The organism is Moorena sp. SIO1G6 (assembly GCF_010672795.1).
In the GTDB taxonomy this organism is placed as follows: Bacteria; Cyanobacteriota; Cyanobacteriia; order Cyanobacteriales; family Coleofasciculaceae; genus Moorena; species Moorena producens.
Genome location: NZ_JAAHFZ010000001.1, coordinates 564,720 through 589,789, shown reverse-complemented (window position 1 = coordinate 589,789; position 25,070 = coordinate 564,720). Strand labels below are relative to the sequence as shown.

Annotated in this window: 16 protein-coding genes; 5 read left to right on the top strand and 11 right to left on the bottom strand. The window is 44.8% G+C overall.

All coding sequences use genetic code 11. From position 1 onward, the window contains the following. The first annotated feature begins 340 nt into the window (after positions 1 to 340). From F6K63_RS02585 to F6K63_RS02575, 3 genes are all read left to right on the top strand, one after another. Positions 341 to 643, top strand: coding sequence for a hypothetical protein (locus F6K63_RS02585; protein WP_071105660.1), 303 nt, complete (start codon positions 341 to 343; stop codon positions 641 to 643). Next, the gene (locus F6K63_RS02580; protein WP_137985641.1) at positions 586 to 1,443 is read left to right on the top strand and encodes a hypothetical protein; all 858 of its coding nucleotides are present in this window, start codon (positions 586 to 588) and stop codon (positions 1,441 to 1,443) included. Before F6K63_RS02585 ends, F6K63_RS02580 begins: the two co-directional genes overlap by 58 nt. Positions 1,444 to 1,938: 495 nt before the next feature. Further along, positions 1,939 to 2,103, top strand: a complete 165-nt coding sequence (locus tag F6K63_RS02575) for a hypothetical protein (protein WP_154659687.1) — start codon at positions 1,939 to 1,941, stop codon at positions 2,101 to 2,103. Here the strand turns inward: F6K63_RS02575 and F6K63_RS02570 are convergent. Continuing rightward, the gene (locus F6K63_RS02570) at positions 2,077 to 2,631 is read right to left on the bottom strand and encodes a metal-independent carbonic anhydrase family protein (RefSeq protein ID WP_083373855.1); all 555 of its coding nucleotides are present in this window, start codon (positions 2,629 to 2,631) and stop codon (positions 2,077 to 2,079) included. The two genes, F6K63_RS02575 and F6K63_RS02570, sit on opposite strands and share 27 nt — an antisense overlap. Before the next feature lie 1,040 nt (positions 2,632 to 3,671). On the opposite strand from F6K63_RS02570, the gene F6K63_RS02565 reads away from it, so the two are divergent. Then, a complete protein-coding gene (locus F6K63_RS02565) occupies positions 3,672 to 4,511 on the top strand; it encodes an SDR family oxidoreductase (RefSeq protein WP_287310643.1) in 840 nt (279 codons plus the stop codon). A 621-nt stretch (positions 4,512 to 5,132) separates the two neighbouring features. Here F6K63_RS02565 and F6K63_RS02560 read toward each other — a convergent pair. From F6K63_RS02560 to F6K63_RS02535, 6 genes are all read right to left on the bottom strand, one after another. Next, a complete protein-coding gene (locus tag F6K63_RS02560; RefSeq protein WP_287310641.1) occupies positions 5,133 to 5,522 on the bottom strand; it encodes a DUF262 domain-containing protein in 390 nt (129 codons plus the stop codon). A gap of 253 nt (positions 5,523 to 5,775) precedes the next feature. Continuing rightward, on the bottom strand, positions 5,776 to 6,927 hold the full coding sequence (gene recF, locus F6K63_RS02555) for a DNA replication/repair protein RecF (protein ID WP_287310639.1): 1,152 nt from the start codon (positions 6,925 to 6,927) through the stop codon (positions 5,776 to 5,778). A gap of 534 nt (positions 6,928 to 7,461) precedes the next feature. Continuing rightward, positions 7,462 to 10,380 (bottom strand): cation-translocating P-type ATPase, encoded by a 2,919-nt coding sequence (locus F6K63_RS02550; RefSeq protein WP_287310637.1) that lies wholly within the window; start codon positions 10,378 to 10,380, stop codon positions 7,462 to 7,464. Positions 10,381 to 11,067: 687 nt separating this feature from the next. Next, positions 11,068 to 12,840, bottom strand: coding sequence for a ShlB/FhaC/HecB family hemolysin secretion/activation protein (locus F6K63_RS02545; protein WP_008180301.1), 1,773 nt, complete (start codon positions 12,838 to 12,840; stop codon positions 11,068 to 11,070). Between the two features lie 873 nt (positions 12,841 to 13,713). Next, complete coding sequence (locus F6K63_RS02540) at positions 13,714 to 14,895, bottom strand: DUF4912 domain-containing protein (RefSeq protein ID WP_008180305.1); 1,182 nt, start codon at positions 14,893 to 14,895, stop codon at positions 13,714 to 13,716. Between the two features lie 756 nt (positions 14,896 to 15,651). Further along, the gene (locus tag F6K63_RS02535; protein ID WP_287310636.1) at positions 15,652 to 18,039 is read right to left on the bottom strand and encodes an IMS domain-containing protein; all 2,388 of its coding nucleotides are present in this window, start codon (positions 18,037 to 18,039) and stop codon (positions 15,652 to 15,654) included. 942 nt (positions 18,040 to 18,981) lie between these two features. On the opposite strand from F6K63_RS02535, the gene pdhA reads away from it, so the two are divergent. Next, the gene (gene pdhA, locus F6K63_RS02530) at positions 18,982 to 20,010 is read left to right on the top strand and encodes a pyruvate dehydrogenase (acetyl-transferring) E1 component subunit alpha (protein ID WP_008180311.1); all 1,029 of its coding nucleotides are present in this window, start codon (positions 18,982 to 18,984) and stop codon (positions 20,008 to 20,010) included. Between the two features lie 35 nt (positions 20,011 to 20,045). Here the strand turns inward: pdhA and F6K63_RS02525 are convergent, their stop codons facing one another. The 4 genes from F6K63_RS02525 to groES all read right to left on the bottom strand — a co-directional run bounded on the left by F6K63_RS02525 (position 20,046) and on the right by groES (position 24,466). After that, positions 20,046 to 21,290: an ATP phosphoribosyltransferase regulatory subunit gene (locus F6K63_RS02525; protein WP_287310634.1), complete on the bottom strand. Its 1,245-nt coding sequence runs from the start codon at positions 21,288 to 21,290 to the stop codon at positions 20,046 to 20,048. Further along, on the bottom strand, positions 21,290 to 22,258 hold the full coding sequence (locus tag F6K63_RS02520; RefSeq protein ID WP_044492359.1) for a J domain-containing protein: 969 nt from the start codon (positions 22,256 to 22,258) through the stop codon (positions 21,290 to 21,292). Before F6K63_RS02520 ends, F6K63_RS02525 begins: the two co-directional genes overlap by 1 nt. A 161-nt stretch (positions 22,259 to 22,419) precedes the next feature. Then, on the bottom strand, positions 22,420 to 24,051 hold the full coding sequence (gene groL / locus F6K63_RS02515) for a chaperonin GroEL (RefSeq protein ID WP_008180317.1): 1,632 nt from the start codon (positions 24,049 to 24,051) through the stop codon (positions 22,420 to 22,422). A gap of 103 nt (positions 24,052 to 24,154) precedes the next feature. Beyond that, positions 24,155 to 24,466 (bottom strand): co-chaperone GroES, encoded by a 312-nt coding sequence (gene groES / locus F6K63_RS02510; RefSeq protein WP_008180318.1) that lies wholly within the window; start codon positions 24,464 to 24,466, stop codon positions 24,155 to 24,157. Positions 24,467 to 25,070 lie beyond the last annotated feature (604 nt).

Here is a 25,070-nt window from a genome sequence, read left to right as displayed (position 1 = left end):
AGTTGTTCCTTGACCCCCACTTGAACGAAGTGGGGGAATGCGTCACAAATTTTGTTCAAAATCTCAGGAGCATGGTTAATGGCGAATCACAATCAACCATGCTCTGTAATTCTTCGAAATATCATACATTAGGCAAACCCGATTGTAAACATTGCTTTGCCACCATGTCTATATAAGTTCTCAAATTACGACATCAGAAACTGGCCAAGGAAAGAAGGATTTTGATGTCGTAATTTTATGTCAGTCTTGTTTTAGACTATCAAAGCATCGGCCTGAATCCTTTGTAATCTATCGGTTACCGCCACCGTCAGCTAAATCTGGAGCAGGCTCATAGGTGAGAGTGGCAACAGAAGAAGGAAGGGGAATAAATTTGGGTGTACTTCATCCCACTGTTAACCCCTATAATAACATTACCGAAGGCAAAAAGCAAAATATAAAAGGCATATATAAAACTAAAAAAAAGCCATTAAAAATAAAAATAATAATAAAACTTTTCCAAGATTTATTGTTATTTTTTGTGGATTTTGACTATTTGATATTGCTAACAATCTACATCGTCAACCCTATACTCAAGGTATTAATTCCATGTTTACCTCAACTCTCGCCAAAGTTGGAGCAGTTTTTGCCACTGCTTCTGCTGTGATGCTAGGTTACACTTCCAACGCACAAGCTGAAATGTTGTTTGACCGGGGACTACCCACAGAAAATCTTAATAGTATTTTTGAAGCAAACCGCAGTAATGTGCGGTGGGCTACAGATGCCCAGAACCAGGGCTTTTTTGGTGATGATTTCACTATCGGCAATGTAGGAGACACCTTTGTTATCGATACCATTCGCACTTGGATGGTACCTGGTTTGAGTATTGGTGACCCAGACAACTTGGGGGATTGGTATGAAAGCTTTACTCTGTTGACAGGTCTTGCGGCTGAGGATGATATTTCTCCCTTCGCCAGTGCAACTTTAGACTTTAACAGTAACGTGACGAGCAATCCAGATGTTACCATCACCCAAGTCTCTTACCCAGATGCTGCTGAGTCGATCTACGATAACTTTGGTGATTTTGTCAATATTTGGCAAGTGGATTTCAACAATCTCAACTGGACTATCGAAGGCGGTACAACCTATAATTTCGGGGTGCGGGGTGTTGGTCGTGAGATCCCTGATGAGGATATATTCTATCCCTGGTTTAACCATGCTTCCAACGCAGGATTGAGTGGTTCGCCCCAGGATGGCGCTGACAATCGTTACTTGCAGTTTGATGCCTCAGGTAACTTCGTTTATATCGTCGATACCAATGGTAACGGCTGGGATAAGTCTTCGGATATTAATGTGCAGATTTTTGGCGAAGCGACTCCTAAGACTTCTGTACCAGAACCAGGTTCTGTATTAGCTTTACTGGCGTTTATTACCTTTTTAACCGCAGGTTCACCAAAGAAGCAATAGAAATCAAAGTAAGCATTCAGCCTTATGGGATCAGTTAAAGTTAAAATAAATCCCCTACCGAGGTGAGAGGTAGGGGAGCAAGGTATTGTCTTGAACGCAGACTGAGAGCTAGTAACTAGTGTCTAGAGCTTGTGTGTCTAGAGCTTGTGTGTCTAGTAACTTGTGTTTGGACAAAAACAGACTAAGCAATACTTTAATTACAATACTCTTTGCTCTGTTTGTGTCGCCAAAATGGCTCCAATTTCAAAAAAGGGAGCTTCGGAGTAGGGAAGTCGGAAGTGGAAAAAAATCCTGTATACCTCATGACTATCAGAACCGCTATAACCAGTGGGGATAAAAACAGATGCGTTCCCGTAGGGTCGGCTTTGCCGAATCGCATCCCCAAATCCCAATCATGCCGAAGCAGTACCCGAAACGCCCAAGCCAGAAGCAACTCAGTCCCCTGTACAGCCGAGCGCATTATCTGAAGCATCACAGATAGAAGCAGCACCCGAAATGACCCAACCACCAGAAGAGATTCAACCGCCAAAAGAGTCGAGCCAGCAACAGCAATGGGTGGACAGTCTAGCGCCAGACCTAGCTCAACTTTTGTCAGACGTGCGTTCGCGTAGCGTGACCTACGGTCAATCGCCCTTATTTTGCTTGATACGGCAGAGATGAATGGTGCAGATTGATTTTCAGATCACCGTTTTCATCGCGAACATAACCAAAAGAGTATTCTACCTTGATCTCGCTACCGTCTGTTTTGGTGAAAAAATACTCACCCATCGACATGGCTGTATCGCAGTGGGTAATAATTCCTTCATTCTCAAAGCGCACATTGTTATAGGGCGCAAGAGCAAAACCTTTATCTTCGCTGATGCTGCCCCCGACAAAATAAGACAAAGCCTCTTTCTCCGTGCCTCTGAACGGATCATCGCTGGCCAGTGTTGGTTTGAACAAAACCGTACCAAGATCATAAGCATAAAGCCTGTCAAGAGTACTTTGTGCTTCTGCTTGTGGGTTTTCTGCCTTGCCAATGGCGACAATGGCTTTGCCCCAGCTTTCCTGTGCACCTAGAACATCGTTTTTTGTGACAGGATTTTTGCATGGCGCAGCCTGTGCCCTTGGCGTACCTCCAAGGTTCGTGCAACCAGCTATTGTGGTTACTGTGGATAGGATTAAAAGTGCAGAGAAATATGGTTTCATGGTGATCTTTTTATTTTATAAGACTAGGCGTAAATCTCAGTAAAGGACAAAAGTTGCCAAAAGAGCAGCGTGGGCGTAGCGCAATCGGTGCTTTTGAATAAAATAAGCTGTTCGCGCAGCGTGAGCTTTAGCTCACGGCTGTTCCCTTAGCTTGGTCTACGGCCAACGGCTGACGGCACCTCAAGTAGCGTGAGCCAAAAGCTGACGGCACCTCAAGCAGCGTGCGCGTAGCGCATATGCCGACGTTACAGATTTCGCGATCAAGTCGCTCAATCGAGATTCAGCTGTTGAACCGATTTCAACCCCGTAGCAATACCACAAATACTCTACCACCATTTTTCTGACATAATCCCAAATAATTGGGGTAAGTCGCTGATTTGAACTCTCCTCGACTTGAAACGTTGAGGATTTTGGGCTGATGGTGTGCAACCCTTGGCTAATCGCTGTTAGTTGACGAAATTATAGCACAGCAACCTATGTATTTTACATTACATTTACAATTCTTTACATTTAGGCTAAAATTGATATAATCAAACAGGTTGTGTACATGTGATCTAGATCAGGAGCAATATCTATAGGGAAATCAAAAGCTGTTTACGATTGAGCCAAAACTGTTACGTGGTCATAACCTCTGGGAATTCTATTAGAAAGTCCTAGACAGATTAATCTGACCCTACTAAATCCGGAACCAACAGCTCAACTGTTGAAGTCAAGCATAGGCAAAACGTTTACCGTCCAAACCTAGAGTCAGGATATCAGTCCTGAAATCAGAGCGGGGAACAGTTTCAGCTTGACTACCTCAGCTGAAATATTCAACCTTCCCTGCCTATAGAGAACAATCTATCCAGCAAGAGCAAAGCATCTACTGAGTTGTTCGGTATTGAGTAATTCTCACTACTGATCACTCAATCTATACTCACTATACTTACTACTCAATACTCACGACTGACGTCTTCTGATGCCTCCAACGGATCTATTTCGCGAGGGGTTCAGACTCGCTTTATTGAAATTGTTACGGATGTCCCTAAGGATTATACCTTATGAATATTACCATTATTGGTTGCGGTTATGTTGGCACAGCTCTAGCAAATTTCTGGCATCACCAGCAGGGTCACCAGGTGACAGCTACCACTACTACCCAAGAACGGGTAGCAAAGCTGAAGGAAGTCGCCTCACAGGTAGTGGTGATGAAAGGGGATGATACCCAAGGGATGCAGTCGGCACTTATTGATCAAGACACTATTCTCCTGAGTATTGCCCCGATCAGTAATAGGCAAGTTGATGCCAACCTCTACGAAGCCACTTACATCCCCACCGCTAGCAATTTGGTAGCAGCTTTAGCAGATCATCCCACCGTGAAGCAGGTAATTTACCTAAGTAGTTGCGCCGTCTACGGTAACCAACAGGGAGCATGGGTAGATGAAAATTCTCCTATCGTTCCAGCGAACGAACATGGTCGGGTTTTGTCTTTGACGGAACATATTTTATTAGGGGCAAGCAGTGAAAATTGCAACGTCTGTATCCTGCGCCTTGGGGGGATTTATGGTCCCGGTCGTGAGTTAAGCAAGCGGTTTGAGCGACTGGCTGGCACGACGCTTCCTGGCAGTGGCGATAACTTTATCAATTGGATTCACCGAGACGACATTGTTCAGGCAGTGGAGTTTGCTAGACGAAACCGCTGCCAAGGTATCTACAATGTAGTTAATGACGTCAAACTCACCACGCGGGAGCTGACTGATCAAATATGCGATCGCTACAATCTCCCCAAAGTGTTATGGGATTCCTCACAACCTAACTTCCGAACCAATAACGCCCGTGTCCATAATCGGAAGTTGAAAGTTGCTGGTTATGAGTTGATTCATGCTCAAACCTTGATTTAAGCAATGCCTAATAATGTGAACTATAATCTAGAATGTGACTAGCTTTTTCTGAATAAACCTTACCGAAATTAACCCATAAATTACCAGAATACTGTATTTATAATTTTGTAAAAGTTTCGTTATTAATTCCCACGCCCCATTAAACCTTGTTGGGTGGAATCAATTTTTTTAATACAATCAATCTCCGTTGATTGGAGTGCATCTCACTTTTGCAAAAATACGACCATTTAAGTAAAAAAGTTGCAAGCTTGATCTTCCTCCTTTACTTTAATCACAATCACCTTAAGATAGAGCAAAACTTGCTTTCTGATTTCTTTCAAAAGCCGTTCATAGTTTGAATTGTAATTTATTTTAAAATCTTTTCTTTAAATACTTCGGCTAAATTTTTGAGAGATAGGTTATAGTACAGCTGATTATAATTTTTGAAAAGGGTTTTTTCTGCTTCTGTCTTGGGTTGATCTTTTATAGCAGTCGAAGTAAAGCTTAAGACATCTTCTGCTCCCTGCTCCCTGCTCCCTGCTCCCTTTCAACCAAAAGACTATGTCCTAAACTATACTTCCCTTGCTATACTTTGTTAATATCTTGAATGCAGGTTTGAAAAAACGGCTTAGTACTTTCATTTTAAAGTTTCAAATAAGGCTGACCATCACTATCTTTGCCAGCAATAAAATTGTGATATATTGCTTCAGATAAAATTTTTTTTTCGATTTCCATAAAACCCTCGCAGAGCGCAGAAATAAAAATTGTTAAGGTAGTGAGTCGTTGTTGACCATCAACAATATTTAATACTGTTGATTTGTCATCCCCGACTACAACAAGAGCACCTAGAAAATGTTCTTCATGGTGAAACTCATTATTGTCTTTAATCTCAATATTGGAAATTATATCCTCCCACAACTCCGTAACTTGCTCTTTTGACCAATAATATTCTCTGTGAAATCTAGGAACAATATACTTTTTGTTAGCTGCAAAAATATCATTAATTGTTTTAGTATATGCATGAAGTTCCATTGGTTATGATCTTGATTTTAACTAAAAAACAACATTAGTAGGGATATAGCAGTTTTTAATTGGGTGATTTACACAAACAAGTTCGGAATAGGAAACAGGTAACAGGAAAAAAATCCTGTGTACCTCATAGGTATGATAACCGCTATATCTCTTATTGTGATCATAAGATACAACCTTAGTATTACCAAAAAATTTTGTTTTAACAACAAGGTGTAAAAAGCAGTTTACCCGAGCAACCATCAACCATCAACCATCAAGCTTCCAACCTTTTAATCTGTCCTGCTTGTACTGAAAGAATCTGAGACGAATTCAGCCATTGGGAATCAAAGGCTCCCAAGTGAGTAGTAGTAATCAAAGTCTGAAACCGATCCTGAATAGCATCCAACAGCAAATTTTGCCGATTCAGGTCTAGTTCAGCTAATACATCATCGAGTAGTAACAGAGGTGCTTCTCCCACCACCTCTTCAATCAGCTTCAATTCTGCTAACTTGAGCGCTAATACCAACGTTCGCTGTTGACCCTGAGAACCATAGGACTTGGCTGGGGTCTGATTAATGGTAAACTGTACTTCATCCCGGTGAGGACCAACTAGGGTTCTCCCTTGATGAAATTCAGGAAAGGAGTACTGTTGGATTTTCTCTAAAAAAGCCTGCTTGACTAGATCGGGGTCATCTTTGGAAAGACTGACATTGGGGGCATAGGTAATATCCAATACCTCTGTCTTGCCACTAATACTAGCGTGCCATGCTTGGGCTAAAGGAGCTAATCGTTTTAGCATTCTCTCTCGACGGCGGGTGACTCGTGAGCCAGCGGTAGCCAGTTGGGCATCCCACAACCCTAGCTCGGCATTGTATTGCTTGGATACCGATGCATCAACTTCCCCTTCTTGTTGAAGTTTACGGATTTTTTTCAGCAAAGCATTGCGCTGTCGCAATACTTGGTTATATTGCTGCAAAATGTAAGCATAAATTGGTTCGAGCTGAGTCAGAATCGAATCGAGCCAGGCGCGACGCCGTTCTGGTGCTCCTCGCACTAGTTCCAAATCTAAGCTAGAAAACTGTACCGCATTCAGAATACCTAAAAAGTCCAACTGGCGACGTAAGGATTCTTGATTGAGAGCAACAGTACGTCGTCCTTGAGTGCGCAAGGTTAATCCTAGTTCTACTGAACCATAGGTTCGTTCTAGAGTAGCCCGAATCTCCGCAATAGGAGTAGTTTCTAAGACCAATTCGCGATCGCGTACTGACCGATGACTCTTGAGGGTAGAGAGCAACTCTACTGCCTCCAGTAGATTCGATTTCCCCTGAGCATTATTACCCAGCAAAATTGTCTTGGGAGCATCGAAGTTGACCAGGCAATCTCTGTAGTTACGAAACTGTCGCAGGTGTAGGCTCTTAAGGTACATCCATTTAAGGTTACAGGTTGGGGGTTAGCAGGTTAGTAGGTTAGCAGGTTGAAGGTTAACAGGTTGAAGGTTAACAGGTTGAAGGTTAGCAGGTTGAAGGTTAACAGGTTGAAGGTTAACAGGTTGTTCCCCCAAGGCGTCCCTTATAGGGTAGGTTAGCTGGTTGAAAGTGAGCAGGTTCTAGGTTAGCAGGTTCTAGGTTAATAGGTTAACAGGCTTAAGATTAGAAGTTTGATCTGAACTTAAAAAAATATCTAACCGTCCAACCAGCTAACCTTCAACCTTCAACCAGCTAACCTTCAACCTTCAACCAGCTAACCTTCAACCTTCAACCTTCAACCAGCTAACCTTCAACCTTCAACCAGCTAACCTTCAACCAGCTAACCTTCAACCTTCAACCTTCAACCAGCTAACCTTCAACCAGCTAACCTTCAACCTTCAACCTTCAACCAGCTAACCTTCAACCAGCTAACCTTTAACCAGCAACCTTCAACCTTCAACCTTCAACCAGCAACCTACCAACCTACCAACCGGCTAACCTTGAACTTTTCCCTTGCTAGACCAACGAATAAATAATTTCTCCAGCTCAACCCAAACAAATAGTGAGGTACTAAAGCCAATACAGACAGCGAATTCCATGATAGTCAGAGGCTCAGTACCAAAGAAGTCTTGCAAAAAGGGTACATAGACCAGTAACAGCTGTAAGAGAGTAGTTACAGTAACTGCCAACAGCAAATAAGGGTTAGAGAATGGGTTTAATTCCAGAGTAATGCGTTTGTTGGAGCGGACTGCCAGGGCGTGACCCATTTGAGCAATACATAGGGTAGTAAATACCATTGTCTTCCAGTGAGGGAAGTATCCATAGGCGATTGCCATTAAGGTAATGTTGAAAATGGCAAAAACAATACCAATGCGCACCATATAAGACCCCAACCCTCTGGCAAAAATACTTTCCTGAGGACTAAAAGGCGATCGCTTCATCACATCCGGTTCTGCTGGTTCCACAGCTAGGGCAAGAGCGGGTAAACCATCAGTGACTAGGTTCATCCAGAGAATTTGTAAGGGTGTGAGGGGAACATCTGGTAATCCCATGATCGGGGCTGCGGCAATAGTTAATACCTCACCGATGTTACTGCCCAGGATGTATCTAATAAAGCGACGAATATTGTCATATACTGTCCGACCTTCTTCTGTGGCAGCAATAATGGTGGCAAAGTTGTCATCTAAGAGCACCATATCGCTGGCTTCTTTACTGACATCGGTTCCCGTAATTCCCATAGCGATACCAATGTCAGCTTGCTTGAGAGCGGGTGCATCATTCACCCCATCTCCGGTCATGGCAACAAATTTACCCCTACCCTGGAGTGCCTGAACTATTCTGAGTTTGTGTTCAGGAGCAACACGAGCATAAATGCTGACTTGGTCTACCTGTTCCTCTAGATCAACCTGGGAGAGCTTTTGTAACTCCTGACCAGTCAGTACCTGATCACCATGATTAGCAATTCCCAAATCCTGGGCAATCGCTTTAGCGGTAAGTTTGTGGTCTCCAGTAATCATAATCGGACGAATTCCAGCATTCCGGCACCGCTGAACTGCTTCTAGTACCTCTGGGCGTGGAGCATCCAACATTCCCACTAACCCCAACCACACCAACCCTTGCTCTAAGATTTCATGGTCTGCTTCTGGAGCTGATAAGCGATCTAGGGACTTATAGGCAAAACCTAGCACTCGCAAACCAGCCCCTGCCATTTGGTTATTCTGTTCCAAAATCTGTTGCCGCTGCTCTTCTGTCAAGGGTTGACACCCTAGAGTTCCTGCTGCTCTGTCATCATGATGTACTGATGAAGTACAATGCTCTAACACCAATTCTGGAGACCCTTTGGTCAACATCATGTAACGGGTCAGTTGTGGGTTCTCGGTTGTTCGCGTAGCCTGGCCGAAAGGCCAAGGTTGTTCGCCTTTGGTGTTCGAGTAGGGCAGGTTAGCAGGTTGAAAGCGATCTGGAGAACTATCCCACTGACAAATCACACTCATACGCTTGCGCTCAGAGGAAAAGGGAATTTCATCCACACGGGAATACCTTTGACTCAGGGGTTCCTTATCCACACCCCCTTTACCAGCCAGAGCAATTAATGCTCCTTCTGTGGGGTCTCCTAAAATCTTCCACTCCCCCTGTTCATACTGCAAGATCGCATCATTACACAGAGCACAAGCTAGAAGTAGGGGTTCGAGTTCGGGATACTGTTCTGTAGCAATGGGCTGATTGTCTAGGAGAAATTCCCCTACAGGTTCATAACCATCCCCAGTCACCTGAATACTATAGTTGAGGGTATCCACCCGTTGCACAACCATTTTGTTTTGGGTCAGGGTACCAGTTTTATCAGAACAAATGGTAGTCACACTTCCTAAGGTTTCCACAGCTGGTAGTTTGCGAATTAGAGCATGACGGCGTACCATTCTCTGGGTTCCTAGGGCTAAGGTAACAGTCACCACAGCTGGCAAGCCTTCTGGAACTACAGCCACTGCCATACTTAAAGAAACTTCTACCAGTTGTTGGAACACACTCAAGTCCCAACCGCTTACGCCCAAGCCAATGATAATTACTAGTGCTACTAGCAACAGCGAACCGGTTACCAAGACTTTTCCCAGCTGAGACATGCGCTGTTGCAGAGGTGTCGGTTCACTTTCCACCCCTTGTAGCATCTGGGCAATTTTCCCCAGTTCCGTATTCATCCCAGTACCAGTAACTAGGACTTTACCTCTGCCTTGGACAACTTCAGTTCCCTGAAAAACTAAATTAATGCGATCGCCTATGGGAGTATCTTCTGATAGCTCCACCTCTACGGTTTTATTGACAGCATTAGCTTCCCCAGTCAGTGCGGATTCTCTGACCTGCAAATTCGATGCCTCGATTAGCCTACCATCTGCTCCAACTTGTACCCCAGCTTCCAGCAACATGATGTCCCCTGGAACAAGCTGTGGACTGTCTATCTCTAAGGTACGACCATCCCGCAACACTCGTACCTTAGGAGATGCCATACTTTTCAGGGCTGCTAGGGCTTTTTCAGCACGGCTTTCCTGGAGATACCCGAGGATGCCATTGAGAATCACGATTGAGAGGATAGCAATCGTATCTTTGAAGGGGAATTCACTCGCCTTTTCTGAGGCTTGTTGCAGATTGATCAGATCTAAAATCCCGGAAACTATCGCTACTGCAATCAGCATCAGCAGCATGATGTCCTTGAATTGATCAAGGAACATTGCCCAGGAACTGCGCTTTGCTTTTTCCTCTAACTGATTTAAGCCATAGTATTCCAACCGCTGTGATACCTGTTGAGAGGTCAAACCGACTTGAGGGTCACAGCCGGATTCTGCTAGAGAATTTTCGACAGATTGGTTGTACCACGCTTTTAACGGGTCAGGCAATAAATTAGAATGGGTCAATGGATTCACCGGGAATGTTTGCTTTTAGATGATATTCATTCGATCATAAAAATTTCCTAGGAAGTTTGTAAGCATTCAGCCGTGAGCTTTTAGCTCACGCTACTTGAGGTGCTGTCAGCCGTCAGCGGTGAGCTTAAAACAAGCTATCCGGCTGACGAGTTCAACGGACTGCCAAAGACTATCAATTCCTGGCCGAAAGGCCAGGGAACTGAAATTAAACGAATGCTTACCTCTTTCATTCAAAAGCACCTCAAGTAGCGTGCGCGTAACGCATTAGCTGATAGCACCTCAAGTAGCACCATCTGTAGCGCATTAGCTGTTCACGAACCGTGCGCGTAGCGCATTAGCTGATAGCTTACGGGAGTTTGGAAACCAAGACTATAATCGAATCTAGCGGAACAAAATAGCACCCGATGCAGCAATTGAAGATCTGTTGTTCAAAGTCTGTATTGTTAAGATAGCGAGTTGCCGCTAATTATAGTAATTTAGTCCGTATTTGATCAGGTTTTATATCAAATCCGGATAATTGCCCACAGTTACGATATCTAGAGAAAATCTTTTTCTCCCTGTACCCCTGCGCCCCTGCGCCCCCTGCTCTTTTCACCAGGAAGTATGGGTATTCAACTGGATTTGATATTATTCACTGTTAACGCTCAACGGTTGCCCATTAACCTTAATCGTCAGAGTTTAAATAGTTTAATATTGATAGCGAACATTGAAGTAGAAGCCCTCATCCTGGGCATTGTTACTGCGATCATCCAATTCAAGCAGAGGAATGCCATAGTCAAGTCGCAGATTAAGCCCTGTCACTGGTTGCACAATTAGCCCTAAGCCAATACCCGCTAAAAACCGCTGTGACGGTAACGTATTAGGATTATCAGGGTTATTCCATACATAACCCATGTCGAAAAACGGAATTAGTTGTAATGCGGGGTCATCGTCTACGTCTCGATGTAAAGTTATACGGTCTTCTATAGAAAACCGTACTCCATTGTCCCCTGCTCTGATATTTTGACGGTAGCCCCTCACCGATTGACCACCGCCAAGTAAAAATTGTTGGGGAGGCAATAGGCTATTGGGGGTAAGCTGAACCTCGGTTCCCATAATTAAGAAATTATCCTCTGAGAGAATCTGTAACCGCTGTACTTGACCTACCCAGCGAAAAAAGCGTCCATCAGGTATAGGATCGGGGTTGATAGTGGCATCAAACCACCCAGTTCCGAGACTCAAAAGCGATCGCAAAAACCAAGTTCCCTCCAAATCCCGACGTAGATACTCTTGTTCAAACTTAATCACGCTCAGGGTAGTCGAGCCATCTTGATCTGGACCAAAGCCAAACCCAAGAGGCTCATCACCCAAAAAAGTCTGACCATCTCTGTAGCTGAATCCTAGAGACAGAGCAAATTCTTCCCGAGGTGTGCGGTACAACGGTTGACGAAATCGAATTTCATATAGCTCAGATTCTCCCTCAATATCAAAAACATTGAATGGTGCTTGAGTCACCCGATTACGGTCGATCACTGTTCGCAGTTCTAAGGTACCATTTCGGGGATTGAGGGGAAAGCGATAGCCAAAATCAAAAATATTAGACCCGCCAGTGGTCGAACGGCGATAAGTGAAGGAAATTTCATCCCCATTGCCAGTTAGGTTGAGATGGCGAAGATTAAAGCTGATTCGTTCAGAACCAATACTAGGAGGTGAGTAATTATCAACCCCTACACTTCCTTTGAACGGATTAGCTTCCACAACACGAACAATCAGAATGCTCTGTCCTACTTTTGTTCCTTTGCGGAGGCTCGCTTCTATACTTTCCAACTTTGGGTCAAGCCGTAACAATCGTAATTGTTTTTCCAAATCAGTAGTATTGAATGGTGTTCCGGTACCCAACTGGACACGGCTGCGGATATAGTTGGGATTGAGGCGGCGTGTTCCTTCAACTTCGATCTTTTCTATACCCCCTTCTATAACACGGATTGTAACAATGCCCTTGGTAATGTCAATCGTTTGCTCAGCAAGAAGAATTGCTCTAGTGTTAATATAGCCCTGCTTGAGGTAAAGGGTAGTAATAGCATCCGCGACTTCTCTTAGTTGCTCAATAGTCAGGGAGCGTCCTTGATAGGGTTGTATAATCAGCTTAAACTGCTCTGGTGAAAAGATGGTGCTACCAATGACTTCAATTTTATCAACTTGAATGGTTTTAGAGTCCAAAGCAGTTAGTCTAGCAGGTGTAGTGGCTTGAGTTTCTAGTATAACTGGTCCAACTGAATCTGATAGTATGGGCGCTAATAGTTCAGCTATCTGATTTTGATAATTTCCATCAACCAATTTTACTGACTCCTGAGCGGTTTTATGCTCCTGCTGCTTAAGCAGAAGTTTACTTGCTCTTAGAGATCTATGATTGCTTGGCAAAGAAGTTAGGGTTACTGCTAGGGCATCATTACAACTGGTACAGGCAATTATTAAATACAACGGTGTAAATTTATTTGATATGAATTTATTTAAGAAATACTTTATAAGCACAATTTGAATTAACATCTGATGCCAAAGCAATCCGATCTTCGAGCGCATCGGGTTTTTTATTCTCCTTGGGTGGGGATATCTAGGGATTTTGGGTGACAACGAATGGTCCAAACGTAAACGCCACTAAAAAGCCTAACCCTGATTAGTTCAAAAATTCCAAAAAACTATCACCATCGTCTATCGCAGTTATAGCTTATATCAAATTCGTTTAATTACCCATAATCAAAATCTCTACCCTGTCTGACCGTGTGGTGGTTTTTCCGGTGTCAGTCTAACCTGTGGGTATTCAACAGGTCCGACCCGTGGCGAATTTAATAATTAGATGCAGAAAGCGCACCTAACGGACTTGAGATGAGTTGTTATTCTCTTCAAACCACTTGCGATCATAACCAATTAAGCACACTTGAGGTGCGACCCGTGGCGAATTTAATTCTTAATGGTAAGAGCGCACCTATTGACTTTTGGCAAAAAAATCCCCCGGCTAGTGTCGGGGGAACTCCTTAGAAGTATGAAGTGTGAATTCTGAGGTTATTATAGGCCAATGCTGCTTCTTGAACTATAGCAATCCTAAATAGGTTGTGCTAATTTTATCCAAACGTGATTCTTGCTATACCTGGGTTTCAAGCCCTTGACTTGCCACAACTGATTTAAGGTCGCTATATAGCGTTTATCACAGCTATGAGGTACAGATATTTTTTTCCTTATTACCTATTCCCTGTTTACTGTTCCCTTCACCATGTAAAAGCTGGTTTGGCTTACCCCACCCAACTTCTAAAGTATGGGTGAATAATGATGGGTGGGGAGTATACTCAACAATTGTGTTCAATTGCACACGAGATCAGTATGGCATGATTGCGTCTTGCAGATGAACTTCATATGGATTGAGCGAGTTTCCTTGCCATGCGCTGACACTACCATGATTGGGTAGTCAATTAGGACATCCTGGAAAGACATCTGCAAGCGGAAGGTCCCGTCTGGGTTAATCTTGACTGGACGTCCATCAATAGTAACGGAAGCATCAGGATCGATGCTTCCGTGAATAATTAGCTCTTCATTTGCCACTAAGGACAATTCGGGAGAACGAGCGGGGGGAGCAGAAGCATTGAAACCAGCTCCCGACATGTTTGGAGAAAGCCACTTACCAATACCCGAAGGGAAAGGATTGGAACTTATTGCTGACCTTGGTGCTTGCTCCATAGAACTATAAACAGAATCAGCTACTGCCTGAGCTTCCCCAGATTGAGTTATGCCAAAGATTTCCCCATAGATAGGTCGATCAGGAATTTCCGAGCTACTCCCATTAGCTGTCTGGCTAGGCGGCACAAGTTTTAGGACAGTCTTACCCTGTAGATTATCATCCCAGTTGACCGTGACGAATTGGTCTTCCATCCATTTAGAGGGATAGGCAGGGGGAACATGGATAGGTGCTGAACGGGCCAGAACTAGCCATTGACCATCTTCACAGCGATAACCAATCTCAACTAAATAATCGCGATCGCTAACTGGCATGGGTAGATACCATTCTCGCGCTAGCTCATCACAGGGATATTCTTGGATACTATGGGGACTTTGATAATCCAGTTTGATTGCGGTAACATCATAGAGCCTTAGAGCGAGTTGTTGACCTCCCTGAGAGCGCAGTTCTTTTTTATGTTCATTGGGAATATCCCAATAAGCATAAGACCAATGTGGATCACGAGGCATTAGCACAATCCGGCTTTCACCATAACCTTCTGGTAGCTCTGCTAATCCCTCATCAACAGAAACTAGACTATCACTAGTCGGCTCTTGTTGAGCTAATTCAAACTGGCTTGATTCCTCCTTTGCTTGTGCCTCAATTATCGGCGATGGAGTGGTAGACCTTTTGTGACGTTCTATTGCTTGAATTTCCGCCAATAAGCGTTCTTTACGCATTCTACTGTATCGATATATACCATATTCACTCGCAACTCTACGTAATTGCCGTAGAGTCATTTCTTCTAGGGGAGTTCCTTCTTTTGCCATGATTTCTGTTCTATACGTTGTTAGGTTGCCTGATAGATTACTGATGTCAATCTTGAGGTGCGACCCGTGGCGAATTTAATTCTTAATGCGGAAAGCGCACCTAATTAAAAAAAGTTTTGGTTGCTATGAAACTTACCTAAAGGTCAGACCTGACTAAAGTTTTTATCCTTCTTGATTCCCAGACTTTAATGGAAATTGCCCGTCTACCCTTGCGACATTTCAGTGATTTTTTATACCAACAATATGTTCAAGTCAGCCATCTATAATTTGGTGAAATACTAACAAACCAGCATTTTTATGGGATCCTCTGATCAACTATATATAACAAGGAATTTTTGGGTCAGGTCAAGGGGTAAATAAGCCGATTTTCGGTAAATTCACGCATTTACCAGAAAATCGGGACTCAAAATGTCATGAAATTATCACATCACTCCTCAGGTGCGACCCGTGGCGAATTTAATAATTAGATGCGGAAAGCGCACCTAAGGACTCAGTCATCAATATTATCAAGTTAGGCACCATCAGTGATCCGTATCCAAGAAGGATGAAGCCCTGATCTACTTATCCTTGACACTCTTCATTAATCATTTATCTCTTAGCCTTAATGAGGATAAGCAAGACTATTTGGCTGCTTTCCTCAAGGGTGAGCGAAGCGTGGCAAGGCAAAGCTAATCGCATCATCAATAATCAACAGGAATAATCATTACTTTTCCATTTTCTTTTCGACAGGAATTGACTGGTCAGATATGTTTCTAGTTATCTTACCATCCAACCCTTAATTAACCACTGACCCCCTTGGCGTACTAAGTCATACTTGACTCTTAAGTTGTCATTACTCGAAGCTGCCGGACTCAACATACCATCTTGATATACCTTTGCTTGCTCTTTCACCGCAGCATCTATCACAGCTTGATTAGGATTCGATGTGCTAGTCTCAACTGAGTTAATTTTGACCGTGTGCTTGTAGATCCGGTAATAGTTCTTGGTTTTAGCCGCTTTAGCACTTTTGAGCCAGACAGACAGAGCTGGCTCAGCTAAGATTTTACTAAGTTGCCCTACTTCATGTTTTGGTCCAAAAGCAAGTTTTTTAGTATTTAACCAGGTTTCGATGAGTTGCTGAGCCGTTTCTTGATTTAGAGGACCACTCGGAGCGATCAGCCCACTGCCTGTCGGAGGAATCGGGACTGGAGGTTGGTCAAGCTGAACAAAAGGTTGTTCTCCCTCTAACGGTGGTTTTGAAAAACTTTTGAGAGCTTTATTGAGCAACATCAGCAGGATACCCAGTCCTAGCAAACTTAAAAGACTCAGGAAAATCAGACGTCTTAGTTTAGCCCCTGGTTGGAATCGCTCTGGTGAAGGTTCCATACGATCAGGGGATGAATGATTCAGACTGCTCCGCTGACTTGAGGAGTCTTTGACCAAAGAACCGCCTCTAGACCACCCACCTGAGGCGGTTGAATTGTGACTATCCAGGGTTTTGCCTGACTTCCCACCACCCAGAAAGCTACCTAAGGACTGACGCCTACGACGCCGTCCATGACTCCGCAAGCCTGTGGTTTTTGACTCTAAGTCCTGAGAGGTTTGTGGTTCTGAGCCATTTGATGAGTGGGATATCCCTTGAGCTGTAGGCAAAGTTGATACCCCATTAGTGGTGAAGCGATCGCTATTGACTCGGCTTTGACTAACACCGTTTGCCAACGCCCCACTTGGCCACCTTGACCCCACCGTTACTGGTTCTGCCGTTGTCTGTGAGCCTTGGCCATTGCTTAGTCTATCTTGCCCCAGGATGCTTTTAGAAGAGCCTACCGTTGCATAGGTGGTTGTTTGGGAAGGTACAACCGTCCACTGATTGCTAGTTTCCTCAGATGAATCTGGTAAATTTTCTAGATAGGCTTGTACTTGCTGATCAGCAAAGTATTCCTTCAAAGACACCTTCTGATTGGCCAGATCCCGGAAGTGGGGAAATACAGATTCTTGTAGCCAACGCTCTCCGTAGAGGCATAATCCTGGCAATAAGTCTGGGGAATTTTGAGAATGTTCCCGAATGAAAGCTAGGGGTTCGTATTCCTGGCTCAGTTCCAAGGCACGACTGGCTTCTTCCGTTTGGCCGAGAAGCAGAGCACAAACCCCTTGTTCTAGGTGAACATCCTGCCGCTTACCCAAACGCATCAGCATTTTCTTGGCACGAGCAATCAAAGCCGGTTCTCTGTGGGCAAATCCCCTTGCTAGTAAGGCGTAAACAGCTAGGTATGTAGCAACAGCTGAAGGACGTCGTGCTTCAGCTTCAAATAAGGTTTGCTGTTGGTTGGAGGTAAGATAGCCTCGCAACTGTTGGATAAAGCGTAGAAAGTCATCAATCCCTAAACCAGATTGATCATTACCAGTGCCATCGATCCCTCGACGCTCCTGTAACATTTCTTGGAGCAACCGCAAGCCTTTGCGCCGCTCAATGGCTTTTTCTTCTGGCAGGGCTAATAATTCTAAAATCCGATAAGGGCGAAGTTTATAGAGGTCTGCTTGGATTTCCCCTCGAACACTCGGAAATAAGCCTTCTTGTAGGAGTAATTGTTGTCCAGTTTCTAGGGACATAGCTGCGTTTTCATACTCCCCTTGCTGCCATTCCTCTCGACCTAGCTCTAAGCAGGCAATAGCTAAGGTCAAAACCACGTCGGGTTGAACAAGTTGGGGATCCCCCAATTTCCCCTGACTTAATCCAACGCTGTCACCTTTTTCCAGTAACGGTTGCGCCAGTTTTAGAACCAGTTCGTATTCCCCAAGTTCTTGAAGAATCAGTAAGCTTCCGAGTAATTGGTCGTTATCAATCTCAATCGTAGGAGTGTGAGCTTCGACGGTTTCACCTGTTACTGTTTGATTAGTACCAGGAGCACCCGCCACTGATGGGTGTTGCTCTTGGAGTTGATAAGCTTTGGCAATCAAGCCAGCATCGTACTCCTCTCTTGTTTCAGGGTCACTCAAAACCCCGTAGGCTTTTTCAAGGAGTGTTTTACGAGAGGCTATTGCTGCTTCCGAATACTCTCGGCGCGGTAGTTGTAAGGTACGATCACGATAGGCTTGGCTGAGCTGTTGGGCTGTAGCCTGAATCGGCAATCCTAATATGCGGTAGTAATCGAGCGGAATGCGCACGGTTCACTTCCCCAGCTTTTCGAGCAACTGAATGAGTTGATGATAGCCCATATCGTACTCCCTAAACTGGCTATAGCTATTTATCTGTCACTTTAAAAGACACAGTATCGCAGCTAACCGGTTTTGTCGAGTCGCTAAATACTATTTATTTTAGCAACTGGATCATCTCCTGTGAAGTACCCCAACCTGCAACGCTCACGGTTGGGGCAAACCACTCTCAGGTCAATTCAGGGACGGTCTTATTCGTCTTTTGGGCTTCCCGCGCGCGTCCCCGACGCCTCAAAAAGCCGCGCTAATTTTGGTCTTACTCAGCGTCCACAGGCAGACATCCGCCTTCTATCGACGTATACTTTTACGACAGACAAGTCTTGGAATTACAGCACTGTGGCTAACCAGCCGGGGCTTGTCTCTTTCCTGAGCTCCGCGCTTTACTTTGTATACCTCCAGGTCTAAAAACTGATAGTATATTAGACCGTTTATAAGGTAGCCTTTTAGTCGGTCAGGCGGCTCAGCGACCATCTTCATTTTAGCACGAATCATCACAAGTTATCGTCTCGCTATCCATCCCGGATACGAAACCTGATTGTTGGGTCGCCTTATTACAAAAGCGCCGTTACCTTTTATGCATATCCTGCCGACGCTCAAGCCGCGACCCTACCTTACGGTAACTTCAAGCCCACCTTGGAAGAAGGTGGGTAATTCCGCGAGTTTTGTTAATTAACTTTTACTAAACTAAACAGTATTGATTGTCAAGCAGTAGTGTGATTCTCACTCAACTCAACTTGACCTAACTATTCGCTCTAGGCTTGACCTAAAAGAGAAATCCTAAAAGAGAAATCCTGTAGGCTTGAGTGAAACTTTATGATAGCTTTGCTTAAATTGGCTAAACAAGTAGTTTGGCGAAATGCCAGTATAGTGTTGCGACAAGTATAGGACAAATTAATGGCTCAGGAAAGAACTTTACCTAAAGTAGAGGATTACAGCCCCATTACCAGCGCAGAAGGATTACTCCTTTACGAGGATATGATGCTCGGGCGCTTGTTTGAGGACAAATGTGCTGAAATGTACTATCGGGGCAAAATGTTTGGTTTTGTCCACCTCTACAACGGTCAAGAGGCAGTGTCAACAGGAGTCATCAAGGCGTTGCGTATTGGTGAAGACTTTGTTAGTAGCACCTATCGTGACCACGTCCATGCCTTAAGTGCAGGAGTGCCAGCACGGGAAGTGATGGCAGAGTTATTTGGCAAAGCCACAGGCTGCAGCAAGGGGCGCGGTGGTTCAATGCATATGTTCTCACAAGAACATAATCTCCTGGGAGGTTATGCCTTTGTAGCTGAGGGGATTCCCGTGGCCACGGGTAGTGCTTTCCAAAGTAAATACCGTCGCGAAGCCTTGGGTGATGAGAGTTCTGATCAAGTCACCGTTTGCTTTTTTGGTGATGGAGCTTGCAATAATGGTCAGTTCTTTGAATGTTTGAATATGGCAGCCCTTTGGAAATTGCCCGTTATCTATGTTGTGGAAAACAACAAGTGGGCAATTGGGATGGCTCATGAACGGGCAACATCCCAGCCAGAAATTTACAAAAAAGCCAGTGTATTCGGTATGGCTGGAGTAGAAGTCGATGGCATGGATGTAATGGCTGTCAGAACTGTTGCCCAAGAAGCGATCGCTCGGGCTCGTGCAGGAGAAGGCCCAACCCTTATTGAAGCCCTGACCTACCGCTTCCGAGGTCACTCTCTGGCTGATCCCGATGAACTCCGCTCCAAAGAAGAGAAGGAATTCTGGTTAACTCGTGATCCCATTAAAAACATGGCAAGTTACCTGACAGAAAATCATCTAGCTACTCCCGAAGAACTCAAAGCCATTGAGAGCAAAATCCAGGAAGTCATTAATGATGCAGTTGAGTTTGCCCAAGCCAGTCCTGAACCTGACCCTAGCGAACTACATCGCTATGTTTTTGCTGAGGATTAGTTAACTGAACTAGGAAGTGTGAACTATGAAATACTTCACGCTTTCTTAGTCACGGTCTCAATCCTAGGAGTGCCATCGGTTTCTACCCAGGCAATGTAGGTGATACCGTGACCCAAGGCGTATGCTCTAATTTGTGCTGGTGAGCGTCCCCCTAAATCCATCTCTACCCTGACCAAATGCTCAGAATCTCTAAGTTTCTGGGCATAGGTAAAAGCTACCGCCTCAGCCTCGGGAAATTCTGGCACCACTAACCAATCACTAGCTGGTGTCCGACTGGGTAGTTGATTACTCGACAGTAAGACATAATGAAGGTCTTCTAGGTTGAGGCAAAAACCAATTCCAGGGTAGGTTTCTCCTTGAGGATGATATAGACTCAGCAATTGATCGTACCGCCCTCCCTGGCCTAAAACTCGGCTAGAGCCCTCGCTACTACTGACTACTTCAAAGACAATACCAGTGTAATAGTCAAAGGTTTGTACTAAGGTCAGGTCAAGAACAATCGGTAAGGGGCTAGCGGAACTACTATTTAAAAGTTCCACCAGGGATTTGAGATTGCTCACAATCTCGTGTTCTGATGAGTCTAAATCCAAGCTGGCAACCTTTTGCAAAACATCAGCAGGGTCTCCCCTCAGGTCAAAGAGAAACAATGCCCGCTCTCGTAATTCTGGGGATAGGGGTAACGTTTCTAGGCTAACACGGTCAAGATAGGCAATGGCTTGACGAACCTTGTCTTGCATAGGTTTGGGGAAGGGAGACAAAAGCGATCGCGTTAGCCGAGCTTCCCCCAAAATCAGGTGCCACTGCTGCAACCCTAAATTATTAAGACAATCGGCTAGCAACAGCAGAATTTCCCCATCTGCCAACAGCCCACCAACTCCCAATAATTCTACTCCCGACTGGTAAAACTCTTGTTGACGTCCGTGGTTACCTATAGTTGGTCTGCGAAATACATTGGCATTGTAATAGAGTCGCTGGGGTAAGGATAGGCAGGCTTCACTATTACTGCCAGCAATACGAGTGACCATTGCTCTGGCTATGGATGCCGTTAATTCTGGACGTAGCCCCAGCGTTCCTTCCTCAGCATCGTGCAACTGGATGACCGTGGAACGTTCGACAGCTCCTCCTGCCATCAAGGTATCCAACCATTCTAGAGTTGATGTGATAATCCGGTGATAACTCCAGCGGTGAAATACTTGCTGTAAGTGGTTAGCAATCCAGCGTTTTTGGGTAACTTCTAGGGGGAGTAAATCCCTTGCCCCTGGGGGTGGTTGATGAATCATTACTTTTTCTTTCCACCAAATAAACCACCAAATAAGCCACCACCAGATTTATTGGACGGTTTCCCTTTAGCTGCTTCAGGCGAAACCTTTGGCTGGCTACCGGCACTTTTCGGGGTTAATTCATTTAGAATCTGTTTCGCCTTCAATGCTTTTTCGTTCTGAGGGTTCAATTGCAACGCCTTATTAATGTGTACTTTAGCCATTGTCCCCTTATTTTGCTTCAAATAAGCAATTCCCAATAAACTATGGCAGTCGCTATTGTTTTGGTCCAACTTCAGAGCTTCTCGCAACTCCAAAACTGCCGCAGCAAAATTGTTTTTCACCAAATATCCTTCAGCACGGCGGATATAGCTATCCACTCGTGATACTCCCTTAGTCCCAACCGACCCTCCCTGTGATGTGGCACCGGTAGTAGTCTGACTATTTGGCTGGGTCACACCAGTTGCTTGAGTTTTCACAGGGGTTGAGACAGAAGTTTTTACCGTTTCGCCCTTACCACTTTTACACATCAAATAAACTAGGTTAAGTTCACTGATTTCGGCAATTTTTGCCAAGGCTTGGTCAAGGGCTTGGTATTGCTCTGATGCTAGGTGGTCAACTGAGGTTTTGTAAAGATTATCTAAATTTGCCCCTGCTTGTAATAATTGCTTAGCCGTTGCGCTAGCCAGGGAAATTTTATCTCCTTGAGCCCCTAACCGCTTACTCAAGTGACTTAGACTAGCAGCATAGTCACGATGACCTCTAGAGAGCTGTTCATAAGCAGGATTAACCAGCCGTGTTAACAGCAGATTTGCTTGATTTTTTTCCACTTCGGTACTGGCTTTGCAACTGTCGGGATGCAAACGTCTAGCAATTTGAAGGTACCGTTGACGGACTGCCTTAACATCCGCATCAACTGGAATTCCTAAAACTGCGTGGTAGTCAGTGAAATCAAGCTTGAAGAGTCCGTATTCAATTTTCAAAGACATAGGCAACTGTCCCATCTCAACTGCTGCAAGGCTCGTTTCTAGTATCTCTTAGATTAGATAATCTGGGTTTGTTTCGGCAATAAAAAGCAGCTGCTTCGTTGAAGAAGCAGCTGTATCTATCTTTTATGCCAATTAGAGTGCTTTAATTCATTCGGTAGGCTTTAGTAATCAAAATCGCCACCCATACCAGCACCAGCAGCAGTATTTTCCTTAGGCTCAGGCTTGTCTACCACAATACACTCGGTGGTCAACACCATACCTGCGATGGAAGCGGCATTTTGGAGAGCAGAACGAGTTACCTTAGCTGGGTCAACGATTCCAGCTTCAAACATATCTACAAACTCACCATTGGAAGCATTGTAGCCGACGTTAAATTCTTTTTCTTTAACTCGCTCAGCGATCACCGCACCATTTTGACCAGCGTTCTGGGCAATTCGCTTCAGAGGTGAAGACAGGGCACGAGCAACAATCAATGCACCGGTAAGTTCTTCAGCCTTCAGGTTCTCGTTTGCCCAAGTTTCTAGGTCAGGAGTCAGGTGAGCTAGAGTTGTACCACCACCAGGGACAATACCTTCTTCCACAGCTGCCTTGGTAGCGTTGATGGCATCTTCCAGACGCAGCTTGCGGTCTTTCATTTCCGTTTCTGTAGCAGCACCGACTTTAATCACAGCGACACCACCAGCCAGTTTAGCTAACCGCTCTTGCAGTTTTTCTTTGTCGTAGGAAGAATCCGTTTCGTCCATCTGACGGCGGATTTGCTCACAACGACCCTTCACTGCATTTTCGTTACCTTCAGCAACGATAGTGGTGTTGTCCTTAGTTATGGTCACACGACGGGCTTTACCCAGCATTTCCAGCTTAGCGTTTTCAAGCTTTAGACCTGCATCTTCGGTAATTACTTGTGCACCAGTTAGGGTAGCAATGTCTTCCAGCATAGCCTTACGGCGATCGCCAAAGCCAGGAGCCTTGACAGCTGCCACATTCAAAACACCCCGTAGGCGGTTGACCACCAAGGTGGCCAGGGCTTCTTTCTCAATGTCTTCAGCAATAATCAGCAACGGCTTGCCAGAACGAGCCACTTGCTCAAGTACTGGCACCAGGTCTTGTACCAGGGTGATTTTCTTGTCAGTGAGTAGGAGGTGAGGTTCTTCTAGAACTGCTTCCATCCGCTCAGTGTCAGTAGCAAAGTAGGGAGAGATATAGCCTTTGTCAAAGCGCATCCCTTCGGTAATTTCTAGTTCAGTGGTCATAGACTTCCCTTCTTCAAGGGAAATCACGCCCTCTTTGCCCACTTTGTCCATTGCGTCAGCAATCATCTGACCAACGGTCTCATCGTTACCCGCAGAGATAGAACCAACTTGGGCAACGGCTTTAGAGTCTTCTACTGGGCGGGCATGTTCAGCAATCTTGTCCACCAGAAACGCAGTAGCTTTATCAATACCCCGCTTCAGGGCGATCGGGTTTGCACCGGCAGCAACATTGCGCAAGCCTTCTTTGACCACAGCATGAGCTAGTACCGTAGCGGTTGTAGTCCCATCACCAGCAGCATCATTGGTTTTTGAAGCTGCTTGCCGAATCAGAGAAACACCAGTGTTTTCAATGTGGTCTTCCAGTTCAATCTCTTTAGCAATGGTGACACCATCATTAACAATTTGAGGAGCACCAAACTTCTTCTCTAACACTACGTTGCGACCTTTTGGTCCAAGGGTGACAGCTACAGCTTCAGTCAGAGTGTCCATTCCCTTTTCTAGGGCGCGACGAGCATTTTCGTTGTAAATAATGCGCTTAGCCATAGGTTTTGAGTTCAGTTCCTAACGGTGATTAAGGTTGAAGATAAAAGCCTTGAAGGTAAAAGGGTTGAGGGTTTAAGGGCTCAACTTGTTTGCCTTCAAGGTGTTAGCTGACGACTGCCAAGATGTCTTTTTCTGACAACAAAACGTACTCTTCGTTCCCTAACTTAATATCGGTACCAGCGTACTTGGAGTAAAGTACCTTGTCCCCTACTTTGACTTCGAGAGCAGCGTGAGAACCATCATCGTTGCGCTTCCCAGGTCCGGTGGCTACAATTTCCCCAACTTGAGGCTTTTCCTTAGCGTTATCGGGTAGTAGAATACCGCCAGCAGTTTTTTCTTCAGCGGCGCTTACCTTAACAAAAACTCGATCCCCTAAGGGCTTAACGGTGGAAACACTCAGAGTTACAGCTGCCATATCAGTTTTTCCTCTCTACTTCATCTGATTCATCTGAGCCGATTTAGCACTCTCAGCTCCTGAGTGCTAATTTACTCAAAATCAGCAGTACATGGCAATAAATACCTCTGTACGGGTTCCCGAACTCATAGCAGGTTAACAGATAGCAAATGCACGGATCAGATAGCTTTGGGTTATTATCTGTGTATCAGTATCGGTATGGTGTAGCTTGTCCCTATTTCATCAGGTGCGACCCGTGGCGAATTTAATTCGCCGACGGCAAGGGCACCTAGAAGGTTTTACATTAGTCCCAGAAATTGGTTAAAAAACCAGCACTGCAACCAATGGACTGCTGACCACTGACAACTAGGACAAGCAAATAGATATAACAGATAGGTTGTTACTCTCCCCCTTTAAGCATTCAGCTAATGCGCTACAGATGGTGCTACTTGAGGTGCTATCAGCCGTCACTTAATCAACGGTCGGTAGTAAACAAGCACCGGGAGTGCTGGTACGGCTGGTTGAAAATCCCTGCTCGTTTTACTGATCCAACGCCGTGCAGTTAAAGCCCCTGCTAGCTGATAGCTGATAACTGACCGCTGATAGCTGACCTCGCACTTTCAAC